At 46.1% G+C, this 16,414-nt stretch carries 17 protein-coding genes and 1 riboswitch; of the genes, 12 read left to right on the top strand and 5 right to left on the bottom strand.

Annotated features, from left to right (window positions below; all coding sequences use genetic code 11):
• Window positions 1-22 precede the first annotated feature (22 nt).
• From ABU165_RS23810 to ABU165_RS23790, 5 genes are all read left to right on the top strand, one after another.
• Window positions 23-1,129: an HD-GYP domain-containing protein gene (locus ABU165_RS23810; protein ID WP_009791470.1), complete on the top strand. Its 1,107-nt coding sequence runs from the start codon at window positions 23-25 to the stop codon at window positions 1,127-1,129.
• A 60-nt stretch (window positions 1,130-1,189) separates the two neighbouring features.
• A complete protein-coding gene (gene yunB, locus ABU165_RS23805) occupies window positions 1,190-1,939 on the top strand; it encodes a sporulation protein YunB (protein WP_318060783.1) in 750 nt (249 codons plus the stop codon).
• Window positions 1,940-2,004: 65 nt separating this feature from the next.
• Window positions 2,005-2,209: riboswitch (Lysine riboswitch) on the top strand.
• A 143-nt stretch (window positions 2,210-2,352) separates the two neighbouring features.
• Window positions 2,353-3,927 (top strand): Na+/H+ antiporter NhaC family protein, encoded by a 1,575-nt coding sequence (locus ABU165_RS23800; RefSeq protein WP_318060782.1) that lies wholly within the window; start codon window positions 2,353-2,355, stop codon window positions 3,925-3,927.
• A 330-nt stretch (window positions 3,928-4,257) separates the two neighbouring features.
• Window positions 4,258-5,769, top strand: coding sequence for a sodium-dependent transporter (locus ABU165_RS23795; RefSeq protein WP_035401234.1), 1,512 nt, complete (start codon window positions 4,258-4,260; stop codon window positions 5,767-5,769).
• Complete coding sequence (locus ABU165_RS23790) at window positions 5,769-5,873, top strand: methionine/alanine import family NSS transporter small subunit (RefSeq protein WP_022544349.1); 105 nt, start codon at window positions 5,769-5,771, stop codon at window positions 5,871-5,873. Before ABU165_RS23795 ends, ABU165_RS23790 begins: the two co-directional genes overlap by 1 nt.
• Window positions 5,874-5,938: 65 nt before the next feature.
• Here the strand turns inward: ABU165_RS23790 and ABU165_RS23785 are convergent, their stop codons facing one another.
• Complete coding sequence (locus ABU165_RS23785; protein WP_318060781.1) at window positions 5,939-6,931, bottom strand: M23 family metallopeptidase; 993 nt, start codon at window positions 6,929-6,931, stop codon at window positions 5,939-5,941.
• 188 nt (window positions 6,932-7,119) lie between these two features.
• Here ABU165_RS23785 and lipA point away from each other — a divergent pair, with 188 nt between their 5' ends.
• Window positions 7,120-8,040, top strand: coding sequence for a lipoyl synthase (gene lipA, locus ABU165_RS23780; RefSeq protein WP_041825247.1), 921 nt, complete (start codon window positions 7,120-7,122; stop codon window positions 8,038-8,040).
• Window positions 8,041-8,106: 66 nt separating this feature from the next.
• Here lipA and ABU165_RS23775 read toward each other — a convergent pair whose 3' ends face one another.
• A complete protein-coding gene (locus ABU165_RS23775) occupies window positions 8,107-8,805 on the bottom strand; it encodes a YhcN/YlaJ family sporulation lipoprotein (protein WP_009791459.1) in 699 nt (232 codons plus the stop codon).
• Window positions 8,806-8,931: 126 nt separating this feature from the next.
• Between ABU165_RS23775 and ABU165_RS23770 the strand changes: the two genes are divergently transcribed.
• Window positions 8,932-9,207, top strand: coding sequence for a YutD family protein (locus ABU165_RS23770; RefSeq protein WP_009791458.1), 276 nt, complete (start codon window positions 8,932-8,934; stop codon window positions 9,205-9,207).
• A gap of 30 nt (window positions 9,208-9,237) precedes the next feature.
• Here the strand turns inward: ABU165_RS23770 and ABU165_RS23765 are convergent, their stop codons facing one another.
• A complete protein-coding gene (locus tag ABU165_RS23765; RefSeq protein WP_009791457.1) occupies window positions 9,238-9,528 on the bottom strand; it encodes a hypothetical protein in 291 nt (96 codons plus the stop codon).
• Window positions 9,529-9,597: 69 nt separating this feature from the next.
• Window positions 9,598-9,864, bottom strand: coding sequence for a DUF3055 domain-containing protein (locus ABU165_RS23760; protein ID WP_009791456.1), 267 nt, complete (start codon window positions 9,862-9,864; stop codon window positions 9,598-9,600).
• Between the two features lie 167 nt (window positions 9,865-10,031).
• Between ABU165_RS23760 and ABU165_RS23755 the strand changes: the two genes are divergently transcribed.
• The 5 genes from ABU165_RS23755 (at window position 10,032) to ABU165_RS23735 (ending at window position 15,091) form a co-directional block, all read left to right on the top strand.
• Complete coding sequence (locus ABU165_RS23755; RefSeq protein ID WP_009791455.1) at window positions 10,032-11,336, top strand: EAL domain-containing protein; 1,305 nt, start codon at window positions 10,032-10,034, stop codon at window positions 11,334-11,336.
• A gap of 25 nt (window positions 11,337-11,361) precedes the next feature.
• The gene (locus ABU165_RS23750; protein ID WP_101549564.1) at window positions 11,362-11,799 is read left to right on the top strand and encodes a DUF86 domain-containing protein; all 438 of its coding nucleotides are present in this window, start codon (window positions 11,362-11,364) and stop codon (window positions 11,797-11,799) included.
• Window positions 11,800-11,992: 193 nt separating this feature from the next.
• On the top strand, window positions 11,993-12,757 hold the full coding sequence (locus ABU165_RS23745) for a TIGR01457 family HAD-type hydrolase (RefSeq protein ID WP_022544346.1): 765 nt from the start codon (window positions 11,993-11,995) through the stop codon (window positions 12,755-12,757).
• A gap of 166 nt (window positions 12,758-12,923) precedes the next feature.
• The gene (locus tag ABU165_RS23740; RefSeq protein ID WP_318060780.1) at window positions 12,924-14,153 is read left to right on the top strand and encodes a S1C family serine protease; all 1,230 of its coding nucleotides are present in this window, start codon (window positions 12,924-12,926) and stop codon (window positions 14,151-14,153) included.
• 59 nt (window positions 14,154-14,212) lie between these two features.
• A complete protein-coding gene (locus ABU165_RS23735; protein WP_353762694.1) occupies window positions 14,213-15,091 on the top strand; it encodes a peptidylprolyl isomerase in 879 nt (292 codons plus the stop codon).
• Between the two features lie 156 nt (window positions 15,092-15,247).
• Here ABU165_RS23735 and ABU165_RS23730 read toward each other — a convergent pair whose 3' ends face one another.
• The gene (locus ABU165_RS23730; protein WP_311225645.1) at window positions 15,248-15,850 is read right to left on the bottom strand and encodes a kinase; all 603 of its coding nucleotides are present in this window, start codon (window positions 15,848-15,850) and stop codon (window positions 15,248-15,250) included.
• Window positions 15,851-16,414: the final 564 nt, after the last annotated feature.

Here is a 16,414-nt window from a genome sequence, read left to right as displayed (position 1 = left end):
CAGAAATGATTGGAGCTTTTATATGAGATTAGTAGCTACCTCATCAGTACATCCGGGGGCCATTCTTGCAAAAGCGGTTTTAAGCGATAAGGGTGTTGTGCTTGTCAGCGACGGAGTGGAGCTTTCGGAGAAGCTGCTTGCAAGGCTCGGGGATCTTGGCGTCACCTATATATATGTAAAAGACCCGAGGACAGATGATATAGAATCCGGCAGCTCGATCGATTCGGCGATGAAAAGGAAAGCGGTATCTTCCATTGAGGAAACTTTTACCCAGATAAAGAAAGGGAACAAGCTGTCAGACTCGATCATTATTGAAAAATCGTCGAAAAGCTTTAAACAGATCATCAGGGATCTGGTGCAGCAGATTAATGATAATAAAGATCTGTTTGGCATATTGGCGGACGTGTGTACATATGACAGTTATATTTTCTCCCATTCGCTGAATGTGACGCTCTATTCCCTGGCGATCGGCATAGAGCTGAAGCTGAAGCCGCAGGAGCTGGATATGCTGGGGATCGGGGCTATTCTCCATGATGTCGGCAAAATGAAGGTGCCCTCTGAAATTCTCTTTAAGACGGGAAAGCTGACAGAAGATGAATTTGCAGAAATCCAAAAGCATGCAGAAGCAGGCTTTGAAATTTTGCGCAGGGTACATACATTGCCTCTCCTTGCTGCCCATTGCGCCTTTCAGCATCATGAACGGCTGAACGGCAGCGGCTACCCAAGGAGGCTGGTGGAAGATGAAATCCATCTGTTTGCCAAAATCATTGCCGTCGCTGATGTATTCGATGCCGTCACCTCCAACCGTGTATACAGGGGGGCCATGCTGCCGCATGAGGGGCTCGAGATATTGTATGCAGGCTCAGGGAAGCAATTTGATACGGCTGTGGTAGAAGCTTTCCGGCGGTCTGTTGCTGTCTATCCTTCCGGGATGATGGTCCATTTGAATGATGGCAGGTCAGGAGTGGTGGTCCGCCAGAATAAAGGGGTGTCAGACAGGCCAGTCGTCCGCATCCTTGAAAAAGAGGGCCTTCCGGTTGAACCATTCGATCTCGACTTGTCAGAAGAGCTTACCGTGATTGTCACCGGCTGTGAAATGCGGATGCCGGAAACAGCAAATAAAATCTAAGTTTTTCTGCTAGTTCCTCCCTTTGCAGCATACATATAGCTTGTAAAGGGGGGATTTGCTTTGGCTAAATTCGGCGGCCGGCTCCCAAGGAAAGGCCCGCTTCCTTTCCGGTATGTTTTTCTGCTGACTTTTGTGTTTTTTATGTTCTCGACCGCAGCCGGAATATGGATCATCAATAAGGGGCTTGAACCTACCCTGATGAGTTACGCTGACTCTCAGACGAGGAAAATCGCATCGCTGGTCATTAACAATGCCATCAACAAAAAAATCACGAATGTAATGGACCTTGAGGAGATGTTTGTTAAAAGCGGCGATGGTTCTGTCATCACCATCAATACCGAGAAGCTAAACCGTGTGAAGGCAGAGGTTACGGAAATGGTCCAGGATAATATCAAAAAAGCTGAACAGGGCGATCTATCAGCCCTGGAATCATTCACAGAAATAGAAATTGAAACAGAAGGCTCCAAAAAGCAGGATGGGATCATCTACTATGTGCCATTGGGCCAGGCAACTAACAACGCCCTTTTAGGGAATCTCGGACCCCGGATACCTGTGAAATTCAATTCCGTGGGATCTGTTACATCAAATGTGATCAGAAAAAGTGAAGACCATGGAATCAATAATGTACTGGTGGAAGTGTTTGTCCGCCTGGATGTCCAGGTCCAGATCATCATACCATTTGCTACAAAAGTTATACATGTGCGGGAGGATGTGCCGGTGGCCATGGGAGTCATCCCGGGAGATGTGCCTCAATTCTATAACGGGGGCGGCGGTGATTCTGCCCCTTCCATTGAGCTGCCTGCTAATTAATGGATTTGCTAAAAAGAAGGGTGCCTGTTATAGTATTATAGAAATTAATATGACCTTATCATATCCGGTGGGGTAGAGGTGCAAAATTCAAGAGTAAGATGTGCGAGGATGACAACGTTGACCGCATCAGAAAGGGAATTTTTGCCGAAGCAATTGACATGTGTCCGCATTCCATTGCTGGGGCTGCTTTGAAGAAGGGCAGCACTGTCATTATAAAGGCAAAGCAGGTATATGCTTAGAAAAGCCTTATAATGGGGAGCTACAGATCGTGATGGAGAAACCTATTACTTAGAAAGAGTAATGATGGATTTTCTATCATTGCTCTTTTTTATTATCTGCAGCTGCACAGCAGCTGAAACTGCATCTTCGTCTGGAAGTTCCCCCCTGTCATCATACAAGGAGGAGGAGAGAAATTGGCAAACACGATATTTTCACTTTTGCCGCCGCTTGTGGCCATTTTAATGGTCGTTCTGACAAGAAGAGTATTGTTATCTTTAGGTGTCGGGATTATAACCGCTGCCTTCCTGCTTGCCGACTTTGGCATCGGGAAAACCCTGAGCATCATCTGGGAGGCCGTCAAAGGCATTTTTGTGGCTGATGGAGCCCTGAATACCTGGAATGTATATATTATTTTATTTTTGCTGGTTCTTGGCATCATTACCGCTTTTATCAACATTTCCGGAGGAAGCCGCGCATTCGGGGAATGGGCGATGAAACGGGTGAAAACCCGGGCTGGAGCCCAGCTTGTCGGTGCAGTGCTTGGCATCATTATTTTCATAGATGATTATTTCAATGCACTGGCGGTCGGCCAGATCTCACGGCCGATAACGGACCGGCATAAAGTTTCAAGGGCAAAGCTTGCGTATCTGATTGATTCTACATCTGCTCCGGTATGTGTCGTTTCCCCTGTTTCGAGCTGGGGCGCCTATATCATTGCCCTAATCGGGACGATCCTAGCCGGTCATGGGGTGACAGAATACTCGGCATTCTCAGCTTTCATGCAGATGGTGCCGATGAACCTTTATGTATGGACTGCTCTTGCCATGGTATTCATTGTGGCATTCAGGAATATCCAAATCGGGCCGATGAAAGCCCATGAAGAGCGGGCTGTAAAAGAAGGACTGGTTCTGGATCCTGATAAGCCTGCTCCTGGAGAGCTGAAGGATGATCTTCCAACAAGCACAACCGGGTCAGTCGGAGATCTTGTCTGGCCGATCATTGCGTTGATTCTCGGAACAGTCGGCAGCATGGTCTGGACTGGATACACAGCAACAGAGGGAAGCGCAACGATCCTGAAGATCTTCGAAAATACCGATGTAGCGAAATCCCTGATCATCGGAAGCCTGATCGGGCTTGCTCTCACACTGCTGCTGTTCCTTCGCCAGGCTGTCGTATTGAAGGGAGTAAGTGCAGGCGTTTTCGGAAAAGGGATCTGGGAAGGAGTTAAATCCATGCTCCCTGCGGTCTATATTTTGATCTTTGCCTGGGCGATTGTTGATCTGATCGGCCAGCTGGAAACCGGGACCTATCTTGCAGGTGTCGTGGAAAACAGCAATATAAGCCTTTCACTGCTGCCAATCATATTGTTTGTAATTGCAGGGATCATGGCATTCAGTACAGGAACATCATGGGGCTCCTTTGGCATCCTGCTTCCTATTGCCGGCGACGTTGTAGCAGCGACCGATATTTCGCTTCTTCTGCCTGCAATGGCAGCCGTTTTGGCTGGAGCGGTATTTGGAGACCACTGTTCTCCTATTTCAGATACAACCATCCTTTCATCCACAGGGGCCGGGTGCAACCATATCGACCATGTGCTGACTCAGCTGCCGTATGCACTCATATCAGCGCTGATCGCAGCTGTGGGATACCTGGTGATCGGATTTACCGGCAGCACCATTTTTGCTTTATTTTCAGTGGCAGTCCTTTTAGCTGCCTTTGCCTTCATTGCGGGGCGCGGGCAGGGAACATCTGCTGAATTTACAGATTGATATTGAGAGGCATCCCGCATAGGGTGCCTCTTTTTTAATTGCCATTGGAAAGTGCATTCTGAAAAACGATTTATATGAAAATGCCAGAATTTCATGGATAGTCTATCCGGCGGGGGAATATTAGTATATTAAGGAGGTGGATGGGCATTAAGGGGCTTGGGAGTTATTATTTAAAAATAATAATTTTCAAAAAATAAAGCTTTGACACCGTAGGGAAATGTGGCTATACTATGTTTAGATTATACTAAAAAATCAGAAAATATAAAAGTTTCCAACTCTTGAGACGTGCATTTCAAAAGAACTGGAAATGAAATGGGGGTAAATTGAATTATGGATAATCGTCCTCAATGGGGAACGAGAGCAGGTTTCATTATGGCAGCTGTCGGATCAGCGATCGGGCTGGGGAATATATGGAGATTCCCTGCCGTGGCGTATGATAATGGAGGAGGAGCTTTCTTCTTTCCTTATCTGTTTGCACTTCTGACAGCAGGGATCCCAATTCTCATCCTTGAATTTACACTGGGCCATAAGTACCGCGGCTCCGCTCCGCTTACGTATGCAAGGCTGAACAAAAAATTTGAATGGCTCGGCTGGTGGCAGGTAGCTGTTTCCTTTGTCATCTCCACATATTATGCGGTCATCATTGCGTGGGCCATGTCATTTGCAGGGTTTTCCTTTAACCAGAATTGGGGAGATGACCCGAACGGTTTCTTTTTCGGAGAATATCTTAAGCTTTCAGATGCACCGGGATCAATCAGCACGATCGTCCCAGGCGTATTCTTCCCATTGATCCTTGTATGGCTCATTACTCTTGGCGTATTGTTTAAAGGCGTGAAAAAAGGGATAGAAGTAGCGAACAAAATCTTTATTCCAGCCCTTGTTATCTTATTTTTAATCATTGTTGTTCGCGCGCTGACACTTGATGGAGCTGTCCAGGGGCTTGATGCCTTCTTCAAGCCGGATTGGAGCAAGATTGCAGATCCTGGAGTATGGGTGGCCGCATATGGCCAGATCTTCTTCAGCTTATCAATCGGATTTGCGATCATGATCACGTACTCCAGCTATCTTCCAAAGAAGACGGATCTGACAAACAGTGCATTCATCACTGGATTTGCAAATTCCGGGTTTGAGCTTCTCGCCGGGATCGGCGTCTTTGCTGCACTGGGCTTCATGGCTGCACAGCAAGGCGTGCCAATCAATGAGGTTGTTAGTTCAGGTGTGGGCCTTGCTTTCGTGGTATTCCCGCAGATCATTAGTGAATTCCCTGCTTTAAACGGACTGTTTGGCTTCTTCTTCTTCCTATGCCTGGTCCTTGCAGGTCTTACATCACTCATCTCAATCGTGGAAACTTTTGTTGCTGGTGTACAGGATAAGTTCAAAGTGTCCCGTACAAAAGCAGTATTATTTGGAGGCGGGGCTTCTGCCATCATTTCCGTATTGTTTGCGACAGACAGCGGCCTCTATTTCCTTGATGCAGCTGATTATTTCATCAACCAGTTTGGAGTAGCGCTTGCAGGGCTTGTGGAAGTAGTCGTAATTGCATGGGTATTGAGGGAGCTGAAAAGCATCCAGTCGCATGCGGACAGCGTCTCAGATATCCTTCTAGGCGCGTGGTGGAGGATCTGTCTGACTGTTATTACACCGCTGATCCTTGGCTATATGATGATCCAGAACATCTACACTAATATCAAGGACAATTACGAGGGCTACCCGACAGGCTTTATCATCTATTCAGGATGGGCAGTCGCGGTCGGCGCCATTGTACTCGGATTCATCTTCATGGCATTCAAGTGGGATAAAGGCACCATTTCTGTCCCGGATAAGAAGGGGGTTTCTCAATAATGTCTGCTAGTGCAATAACAATGATGATCGTTGGGATGCTTATCATTTGGGGAGGACTTGCTGCAAGCATTTCCTTTGCAGTTTCAAAAGCAAAAAAGTCATGAAAGCAAAGGCTGCCGAATCTTTTCGGCAGCCTTTATTTATTATCCGGGGACAATGGTTCCGGCCCTTATTTCTTTTTCCGGGACTGAATCTTATCCTGCCTCTCCCACAGCCTTAGGTGCGGATAAGGATCGTAGGACCATTCCGTATACCCATTGTCTTTGTACATTCCATAGTGAAGATGAGGCGGGAACTTCCCGGATGTTCCCGGCGGGCCATAGCCGGAGCTGCCTACACCCCCGATCAGCATGCCCGGTTCAACAATCTGCCCTGCTTTCAAATCCTTAGCAAAGCCGCTCAAATGCGCAAAATAATGATAGTTATTATTGATATCCCGGATGCCGATTCTCCAGCCGCCATACTTGTTCCAGCCTTTCATTTCTATAATGCCGTAGCTGGTGGCCCTCACGGGGACGCCGTAGTCGGCAAAAATATCTGTTCCTTCATGAATCCTTCTGCCTCCCCAGCCCCTTGCATCCCCCCAGGTATTTTTGTAGCTGTGATTGCTTCTGAAAGGAACGGGAAAGGCATGGCCGTCAAGGTCCAGCCGGCCGAAGTGTTTATAGATCTCAGCATGCCCTATGATGATCCCGACGGTTTTATCCCGTTTATAATAATCCCATAACCCAATTTTTATATTATCATGGTCAACTCCATAAGAAAGAAGAAAGTGGGCAAAAGCATAAATGACATCCTGGTCATCCTTCAATGAAGCTTTGCCATCACCATTGCCATCGACTCCCATGCCTCCGAAAAATTGGATGGAAGCAGGATGATCGTCCTCCATATCAGGGTTTAACAGGCCGGCCCATTCTTCCGGCTTAAAATAAATTCCTGTCAGTCCCTCTGCTTTCGGGAGGTCCCGGCGCGCCTTGCGGATGCTGCGCTCATACTGGTCGACAGCCGCCAAATAATACCAGGGTATATTGGTGATGGCCTCAGTATTCTTGTATAATTGCATTCTTTTGCTGTAAATCTCCGCCAGATCCGTGCTCTCAGCCGCATCTGTCCTGGCCGGATAAAGGGAGAACAGCAGCAGAAGGGTCAAAAGTATGCGCATGGAAACCTTCCTTTCGGTCTTGTTTGCAGTTTAGTTTGTGAAAGAGCGCGCCTTTTCATCTATATCAATTAATGGTAATGATGAGAGGAATGGCTTGTTCTGCCTTCTTCATTATGTTAAAGTGACATCATGAAGTCTAAATCAGTCCGGTTTTCTGGGGACAAGATTGAATGGATGGAGTGGGAATAGTGAGCCAAAAAGAAGAATATATCCGCAAGCCTGAATGGCTGAAAATAAAATTAAATACGAATGAAAATTACAATGGCCTCAAAAAAATGATGAGGGAAAAAAACCTTCATACCGTCTGTGAGGAAGCAAAGTGTCCGAATATTCATGAATGCTGGGCAGTCAGAAGAACGGCAACTTTCATGATCCTGGGTGGCGTATGCACACGTGCATGCCGTTTTTGTGCGGTTAAAACAGGCCTTCCAAATGAGCTGGACTTACAGGAGCCGGAAAGAGTGGCAGACTCTGTTGCCCTGATGAACCTTAAGCATGCAGTTGTTACAGCTGTAGCAAGGGATGACCTTAAGGACGGAGGCGCAGCTGTATTTGCTGAAACCGTAAGGGCGATCCGCCGCAAGAGCCCATTCACAAGCATTGAGGTGCTGCCTTCAGATATGGGCGGTGTTTATGAAAACCTTAAAATGCTGATGGATGCCCGCCCTGATATCCTGAACCATAATATAGAAACGGTTGAAAGGCTGACTCCAAGAGTCCGTGCACGTGCTACATATAAGCGCTCATTGGAATTCCTGAAGCGCGCAAAAGAAATGCAGCCTGATATCCCTACAAAATCCAGCCTGATGATCGGCCTTGGCGAAACAAAAGAAGAAATCATCGCAACGATGGATGACCTTCGCGCCCATGATGTAGATATCATGACAATCGGCCAGTATCTGCAGCCTACCAAGAAGCACATAAAGGTCCAGAAATACTACCATCCGGATGAATTCCAGGAGCTGAAGGAAATTGCCATGAGCAAAGGTTTCAGCCATTGCGAGGCAGGCCCTCTGGTGCGCTCTTCCTACCATGCCGATGAGCAGGTCAACGCTGCAGCGAAGCAAAAGCAGCTGATGGGCGAGGAGCAAAGCGTCCAGCAGGCTTAAAGCGGGAAAATGGGTAAAAATAGTAAAAGAGTTCAGCGCTTGCTGAACTCTTTTTCAGTCATATCATTATTTCATTTGAGGGCTGCTGCCCTTTTTTGCTTTCGTTTTGTCCAAAGCTTCGCTAATATCGTCATGATCAGTATCGTCATTCATTTCACCCTGTGCTTCACCGTTTTCATTTTCGCCTGAGGACATTTTTCTGCCCTGTGGCGACTGAAGCATTTCTTTAATCGTTTCATTGATGGCATATTCCATGTTGCGGCTGTCTGAATCCATGGTCGCATAATTTTCCACATTTTTGCGTAAGTTGGTGTTGTCGGAAACGTATACATGGTACCAGCGCGGTATGACTGACATGGCCATTTTTTTCACCTGGTCTGCTGTTTCAGCACGGTCCTTTGAATCTGTATCATATACAAGCAGGACCTCTTCATCCGTTACAAGAGCTGATACATCATCGACATTAGGGACATCTGTGCAATATTTGGCGATGATATCGGCAACCTGCTCCCGGTTGATGGCAGCATAATGGTCATTGGAAGAGTTGTCTCCCGGGATCGGGCTTCTTTGGTGGCGGACATAACCATAGCTTTCGCTCATATTATTGCCGCGCCTGTAATTCTGGTTGTACAATTCAGGACGCTGATCATTCACGTTGATCGTATTGCCGCTTTCCTCATACATTTCATCCTTGGAGGAAAAGTTCTGGCAGGCAGCAAGAGCTGAAAGGCTGCAAATACCTATTATGATGATGGACTTCTTCAATTGAAACACCCCCTCATTACTATCATGACCATGTGTATACTTTTTTTTCTTAGTAATTGATGGGGAATCAGTTATAATTTAAGTAGCAGGAAGGGAAAAGGCAAAGAGACATGAGAGGTGATAGACATGGTTTGCATCAATAATATCTGTTATGAGCTGATTGAAGAGAGAACAGATGGGTTTAATGAAGAGGCCTTCCGAGGAAGGTACAGCGAGATCCTGACAAAGTATGATTATATTGTGGGGGACTGGGGCTATGGGCAGCTGAGGCTCAGGGGCTTTTTTGACGACCAGAACCAGAAAGCCACTTTTGATACGAAGATAAGCACGCTGACTGAATATCTTTATGAGTATTGCAATTTTGGGTGCCCATACTTTGTTGTAAAAAAGATAAAAGCCTGACAAGAGCCGATGAACGGCTCTTGTTTTGTCTTATTTTGAGGTATATGGCGGCTCTTCATTCTTATCTGGATCATCATGGGTCGGGTGGGCCCCCTCCATCTGCCTCGGGAGGTTTTGATGGAGGGATTTGAACTCATAATTAAAGGCGCTGTAATAGCGCTGGCCCTCCCGCCAAGGGGTACTTTTATTCTCGACAGGCTGATCCTTCCCTCTCGGAGAGCCATAAGGACCTTCCGGAAGCGTTTCAGGTACAAGGAAATTGCGCTGGGTCTCCACGTTTGAAAAGTCAGTATAAGTTTCTTTTTCTTTATCATCGCTCATTCTATCACCTCCTGCCTAGTATCTGCATTCCTTCACAAGATATAAGGGGCAAGATGGCGCAAAAAGGCATTAAATCATTTCATATAAGAATGACCGCAGCTCTTCCGCATCTTCTTCAGATAGCTTAAAGGCAAATTCAAGGTATCCTTCTTCTTTCAGGTCATCGGGACCGATGATGGCAAACCGGCTGCCCTGGATATCAAGGACAAGCTGCTTCCCATAATAGCGGGACGACTGGATAATGGCGAGGTCGAAGCGCTGGTTTTCACCCATAAAACTGACGAATCTTGTTTTCGTTTCTTCTAAATCATCATATAAAAAAAATCTTTCGGACATCCTGCCGATTCCTCCTTGAGCTTCTTATTATCCTTATCTTATCAGAAGCTGCCCACTTGAAGCACTGTGATTTTATTCTATTTTACCGTAATGAAAAAAACGGTTTCTTGAAAATTATGGTACAATAGATTCATGAAAAATGCCGACTCCTGAGAGGAATGAGACAAATGGTCCATAAAAGCAGACAAAAGCTCCGCAATTTTTTCAACTGGGGAAAGATTGTATTCCCGCTATCCAGCATCCGTTATTATCCTCCCCAGTTCATCCTTAGGGACCCGATCATCCAGGGTGTCAAACGGGCATTCCGTAAAGGATCTGAGGTAGCTGTCGCGGTCTTTACTATCAAGAATCTGAGAGAGATTTCAGACCAGCTTGGCCAAACCGGCTATTTTGCTTACATATCCAGCATTAAAAGGGAGTTCTGCCATACAATCCAGGGGGAATTGAAGGAAGAGGAGGTTATTCTCCTTCATGATCATTACAGCGACGGGCTTACTCTTTTCATTGAGGTAGGGCATGAACGCTATTGCATCTCGGAGATTGAGGGAATTATGAAGAAAATCCTCAGGGAATCAGAACGGAATCTCCTGCTGAGCCATCCGGCAGTCAATCCTCAGATTGAAACCGGATACATGTTTATTGAGAAAAAGCATTATTCTATAGAAGAAGCCGTACTGAAGGCCCATCAGCAGGCACTTGCGATGGCGGAAAAAAGGGTGCAGTCCGATTTCAATGAAATGCTGTACAGCATGAGCAAAATCGTCGCAAAGAAAGAGATCCGCCTTCTCGCCCAGCCTATTCTTGATGTGGCTACAAAGGAAGTGAAGGCATGGGAGATGCTGACCCGCGGTCCGGAGGGGACCCCGCTTGAAAATCCGCTTCAGCTCTTTTCAGTCGCAAGGCAGACAGGCATGCTTTATGACCTTGAAATGATCGTGATGGAAAAGATACTCGAACAGATTGAAACGACCGGCTGCCAGCAGGATATTTTCATTAACTTCACACCGATCACCCTGGGCAACCAGCTTTTTGTCAGGGACATTAAAAAACTGCTTGCCAGGCATAAAGGGATCAGCCCTCGCCAGATGACAATCGAGGTGACTGAAAGGGATTCAATTGAAGGAATGGAGTATTTTATTTACAATATAAAGGTACTCAGGACTTTAGGATTCCGGATTGCCATCGATGATACAGGAGCAGGATATGCCAGCTTGAACTCTATTACGGAAATCATGCCGGACATCATCAAGATCGACCGTTCCGTCATTCAGAATATCGACAAAAATACGGTAAAGGAATCCATGCTTAAAGGCCTGCTCCTGGTGGCAAAAGAAACCGGCTCCCTGGTGGTGGCAGAAGGTATTGAAAGCGAAGAGGAGGCGATTGTCCTCTTCCGCAATAAAGTGGACCTGGCACAGGGTTATTTTTATGCCCGGCCTGATCTGCTTCAAAAAGGCCTGTTGTCATCATAGGGGTCAATTGAAAGGATGAACCTTTATGTATTTTGTGGACAGGGAAAAGATTGAAGAGATACTCGTATTTTTTGAAAAGCAAACTGCCCTTTTCGAGGGAAAGGACAATTGGGACAGTGAGATTGAAAGGGCAGCACTGGAACGGGTTTCCCATCTGCTGATCGAAGCGATCCTTGATGTCGGCAACAGCATAATAGACGGCTTTATTATGAGGGACCCGGGCAGCTATGAAGATATCGTGGATATCCTTGAAGATGAAAAAGTGATCTCAAGTGATATGGCAGGCAGCTATAAAGCGATCATCCAATACCGCAAGGAACTGGTCCAAAACTATACAAGCATCAGCCACACGGAGCTGCAGAAAGCTTTTGCTGATCATCTGGATGATATTAAAAGATTCGCACCCGCTGTAAGGTCATATATCCTCAATGAACTTGGACCGGTATCGGCATTCAAGAACTGACCGGAGAAAGCTGAATCCTTTGGAGGGAAAAGCCTTTTCCTTTATACTAAAGCCAAGACCTTATGGTTTTGGCCTTGGCAGAATAAGACGCTAGTCAAAAAAGGCTCTTGGAAAAGAGCTTTTTTTGCATTTTAATTTTAAACAGGGGCAAAACAAAATAGAATGAGGCAATTACAGGCAGGAGTTGGATATTTTGAAGGATTATAAAGGCTATTTAATTGATTTGGATGGGACTATGTACCGTGGAACAGAATTGATCCAGGAAGCCGCTGATTTCGTCAAAAAGCTCAAAGAGAGAGGCATTCCTTATTTGTTCGTGACCAATAACTCTTCACGCACTCCCCAGCAGGTTGCTGCGAAGCTGAGGGATTTTGATATACCTGCAGAAGAAGAGCAGGTCTTTACGACAAGCATGGCAACAGCAAGCTTTATTGCGGAAGAAAAGAAGGATGCCTCTGTATATGTCATTGGGGAAGAAGGGATCCGCACGGCGATTGAAGATGAAGGCCTTTCATTTGCAAATGAAGATGCAGATTATGTTGTTGTGGGAATCGACCGTTCAATCAACTATGAAAAGCTTGCCATCGGCTGTCTGGCCGTGCGCAGGGGCGCAAAATTCATTTCCACAAATGGAGATATCGCGCTGCCGACTGAAAGGGGCTTTCTTCCGGGCAATGGATCCATCACCTCTGTAATCACTGTTTCAACTCAAACCGAACCGCTGTTCATCGGCAAGCCGGAGTCAATCATCATGGAGCAGGCATTAAAGGTAATCGGCACCAGCAAGGACGAGACATTGATGGTAGGCGACAACTATGATACCGACATTCTGGCAGGGATGAATGCGGGAATGGATACCCTTCTTGTCCATACCGGCGTGACAACAAAGGAACTGCTCGAAGGTTATGAAAAGAAGCCGACATATGTCATGGATTCGCTCGACCAATGGAAGTTTTGATAAAGGCACGAAAGAATGGCTGCAGAAATTCTGCGGTCTTTTTTTGTGCATGATTTCTTCCCATATTCTTCTGCATCCCTTCCCAATTTGGTAACAGTTTGGTCATATTTGCCCGGTAATATAAAAATCAGGCAAAGTATTAAATAATCTATTAGGAGGATTCAGAATGATGGATTCCAATGATAAATATAACCAGGAAGAAACTAAATCAAAGCTAAGGAAGGGCAAAGGCTTACTGTCAGTTGTTGCAGCCGGGGTGATCGGTTCTGCGCTGACATTGTATGCCGCGCCTTACACTGATTATATTAGGGACCAATTCCCTCAGGCAGCCGCAAGCCAGGATGTTTCAGGAGGACAGGCATCCAGCACCGCTGATGCCAATAAAACGGGCATCATTCCTGAGCAGACTAGTGCTCATACAGAAGGCTCTCTTGCTGATATAGTCGAAGGTGCATCAAAAGCGATTGTGGGAATCGTGAAATCGGAGAATCGAGCCAATCAATTTTCAAACACCAGCCAAACGGTGGAAAGCGGTTCAGGCTCAGGTGTGATATTTAAAAAAGAGAATGGAAGCGCCTATATCCTGACAAACAACCATGTTGTCGAGGGGGCCAGCAAGATTGATATTTCCCTTCATGACGGCCAGAAAACAACTGCAGAGCTAGTCGGAGCAGATGCACTGACAGATTTGGCAGTGTTGAGGATGGATGAAAAGTATGCCGATACTCTGCTGGGCTTTGGTGATTCATCCAAGCTGAGGCCTGGAGACCAGGTGCTCGCGATAGGAAACCCGCTCGGTCTTGACCTTTCAAGAACAGTCACACAGGGGATTGTCAGTGCGGTGGACCGCTCAATCTCTGTTGATACTTCTGCCGGCAGCTGGGATATGAATGTCATCCAGACAGATGCAGCAATCAATCCGGGGAACAGCGGCGGGGCATTGATAAATACTGCAGGGGAAGTAATCGGCATCAACAGCCTGAAAATTTCCGAAAGCGGGGTAGAAGGCCTTGGTTTTGCCATCCCTTCCAATGATCTTCAGCCGATCGTGGAGGAAATCATGGCAAATGGCAAGGTAGAGCGCCCTTATGCAGGGGTCGGTCTTGCCGGTCTTCAGGAAGTCCCTCAAGGGTATCTGCAAAACCTGCCGCAGAATGTCACCAAAGGAGCATTTATTGCCAATATTGATCCTGAATCTGCTGCAGCAAAGGCAGGCCTGAAAACGGGAGACGTGATTATTGCCATTAATGATACAGAGATTGGCAGTCCGGATGACTTTAGGAAGTATCTGTATACCAAGCTGAAAACAGGCGATAAAGCGGAGCTGTCACTTTACCGAAATGGTGAAAAAATGAATATCACTATGGAATTGGGGACAAAAACAATTACAGATTAAAAGTCCGCCGCCGGACTGTATGCCGACATTTTAAATAATAGAATGGAAAGGAAGTTATGATGGGGTTTTTAACAAAGAAAATCGGATTAGGGATATTGGTGCTTATTTTGGCAGCTGCAGGTACTGCTGCCTTCTTTCTTTCAAAGGAGCCGGCTGTAGCAAGTGTGGGCAGCGAAAGTATAAAAAAAGAAGAGCTCTACAGCCTGCTGGTCAAGCAATATGGAGATGAGGCTCTGGAAGCGCTTGTAACGGACAAGATCATTGAAATGGAGGCAAAGAAGGAAAAAGTAACAATAAGCGACAAGGAAAAAGAAGAAGAGCTGAAAAATCTGAAAGAATCATATGGCGGGGAGGAGGGCTTCAAAGCTGCACTTGAACAGAGTGGTGTTACAGAAGCCGGAATAGCAGAGGATATTGAAAAATACTTAAAAACAGAAAAGCTCCTCGAGCCGCGAATTGATTTAAAAGAAGATGAAATCAAAGCTTATTTTGATGAAAATAAAGATCAGTTTGCCCAGCAGGAGCAGGTGAAGGCAAGCCATATCCTAGTTGAAGATGAAGCGACAGCAAAAGAAGTCAAATCCAAGCTGGACAAAGGAGAAGAATTTGCCGATCTGGCAAAAGAATACTCCACCGATGCTTCCAATGCCGAATCAGGCGGCGAGCTCGGCTATTTCGGAAAGGGAGAAATGGAAGCCGCGTTTGAGGAAGCTGCCTTTGCGTTGAAAGCTAATGAAATAAGCGGGCCAGTCAAAACCGATTACGGCTACCATATCATTAAAGTGGAAGATAAAAAGGAAGCAAAAGAAGCTGTGTACGAAGACAGCAAAGAAACAGCGAAAAAGGCACTTTTTGACGAAAGGATGCAGACTGAGTACTATAACTGGCTTGAAGAGAAAAAGGAAGAATATAAAATCGAGAAAAATATGAATGCCTAAGATTGGGAGCAGCCTTCCCTCTTATTCCTGGATAATAGACAATTAGCAAAACGAAAGAGCTTGGGTTCCAATATGGGGAAGTGGCTCCCGATTTAATTAGAGAAATCTTGTTGGACAAAGCCTGATAGACAGTCTATCAGGCTTTTTCATGTAAGTTTAAACAGGCTGCACCGGCTGGCTGACGACCAAGTCTGCCCCTTCCAGCGGCCGGACAGTTTCTAAGTAATGATCTTCCGCCTTCCAGTATCTGTTTTCAAACTTGTCCACTTTTTGTCTGGTGGCTTCTTTTTCGCGTTTGAATCTTGTCTCTCTCGGACAGTCCAGGTAAACGATATAATCAAGATGGTTTTTCCATTCGGGACGCTGCAGGAAGACGCCTTCGATGATGATGAGGCATTTCCGGGGAATGGTGGTATTTTTAAGAAAATGGCTGTCATTTTGTTCGACATAGAACCTTAAGGTAAGTTCTTTTCCGGTATGTACTTTTGAAAACAGCTCCTGCTTTAAGTGTTCTGCATCCCATTGAAGGGAGTAGTATTCGTACCATTCTTCGTTTCCTGTGTTGTATCTTTTATTCCGGTCTTCTATATAATCATCGAGATGAAAGATGATTGCAGGGTGACCTTCTGCCTGCAGCCATTGTTTGAGCCTATTGACGAGTGTGGTTTTTCCTGAGCGGCTGAGTCCATCTATTCCGAGGATGAACCGGTCGTTTTGGAGACCTTGTTTGAGAGCTTGTTTCAGAGGTTTAATATCCATTTTTGCTCCTCCAGTTTCTTAATTATCTATCTAAAATCGTAGCATGGAATTTTTATTGTGTACAATTTTTCCAGGGTTGTAAAAACACTGCCTAAATGGGGGCTGTTGATTTGCGTTGCAGGCACTTCGCTTTCCGCGGGGCGAAGTTGAGCGTCCTCGCGCTGTTGCGCTGTGGGGTCTCAACATTTCCGCTATTTCCCGCAGGAGTCTTCGTGCCTTCCACTCCAATCAACAGGGTTTTTTATTTTTTGGGTATATTCTCTTTAGGGAAACAGGACGTTTTTTTGATGAGTTTTTGTTTTTAAAGGGGGCTGCTGATTTGCGTTGCAGGCACTTCGTTTTCCGCGGGGCGAAGTTGAGCGTCCTCGCGCTGTCGCGCTGCGGGGTCTCAGCCCTGCCGCTATTTCCCGCAGGAGTCTTCGTACCTTCCACTCTAATCAACAGGTTTTTTATTTTTTCGGTAAATTCTCTTTAGGGAAACAGGACGTTATTTTGATGAGTTTTTGTTTTTAAAGGGGGCTGCTGATTTGCGTTGCAGGCACTTCGCTTTCCGCGGGGCGAAGT

This window comes from Cytobacillus sp. T106, from assembly GCF_040492155.1.
GTDB lineage: Bacteria > Bacillota > Bacilli > Bacillales > Cytobacillaceae > Bacillus_AB > Bacillus_AB infantis.
This window is presented reverse-complemented; position numbering and strand designations above follow the sequence as displayed.

Bases quoted from the DNA above. Each gene is read 5' to 3' on its own strand.
- ABU165_RS23810 (WP_009791470.1), top strand. From the start codon at position 23: ATGAGATTAGTAGCTACCTCATCAGTACATCCGGGGGCCATTCTTGCA.
- ABU165_RS23795 (WP_035401234.1), top strand. From the start codon at position 4,258: ATGGATAATCGTCCTCAATGGGGAACGAGAGCAGGTTTCATTATGGCA.
- ABU165_RS23790 (WP_022544349.1), top strand. From the start codon at position 5,769: ATGTCTGCTAGTGCAATAACAATGATGATCGTTGGGATGCTTATCATT.
- ABU165_RS23785 (WP_318060781.1), bottom strand. From the start codon at position 6,931: ATGCGCATACTTTTGACCCTTCTGCTGCTGTTCTCCCTTTATCCGGCC.
- ABU165_RS23770 (WP_009791458.1), top strand. From the start codon at position 8,932: ATGGTTTGCATCAATAATATCTGTTATGAGCTGATTGAAGAGAGAACA.
- ABU165_RS23765 (WP_009791457.1), bottom strand. From the start codon at position 9,528: ATGAGCGATGATAAAGAAAAAGAAACTTATACTGACTTTTCAAACGTG.
- ABU165_RS23760 (WP_009791456.1), bottom strand. From the start codon at position 9,864: ATGTCCGAAAGATTTTTTTTATATGATGATTTAGAAGAAACGAAAACA.
- ABU165_RS23755 (WP_009791455.1), top strand. From the start codon at position 10,032: ATGGTCCATAAAAGCAGACAAAAGCTCCGCAATTTTTTCAACTGGGGA.
- ABU165_RS23750 (WP_101549564.1), top strand. From the start codon at position 11,362: ATGTATTTTGTGGACAGGGAAAAGATTGAAGAGATACTCGTATTTTTT.
- ABU165_RS23740 (WP_318060780.1), top strand. From the start codon at position 12,924: ATGATGGATTCCAATGATAAATATAACCAGGAAGAAACTAAATCAAAG.
- ABU165_RS23735 (WP_353762694.1), top strand. From the start codon at position 14,213: ATGGGGTTTTTAACAAAGAAAATCGGATTAGGGATATTGGTGCTTATT.
- ABU165_RS23730 (WP_311225645.1), bottom strand. From the start codon at position 15,850: ATGGATATTAAACCTCTGAAACAAGCTCTCAAACAAGGTCTCCAAAAC.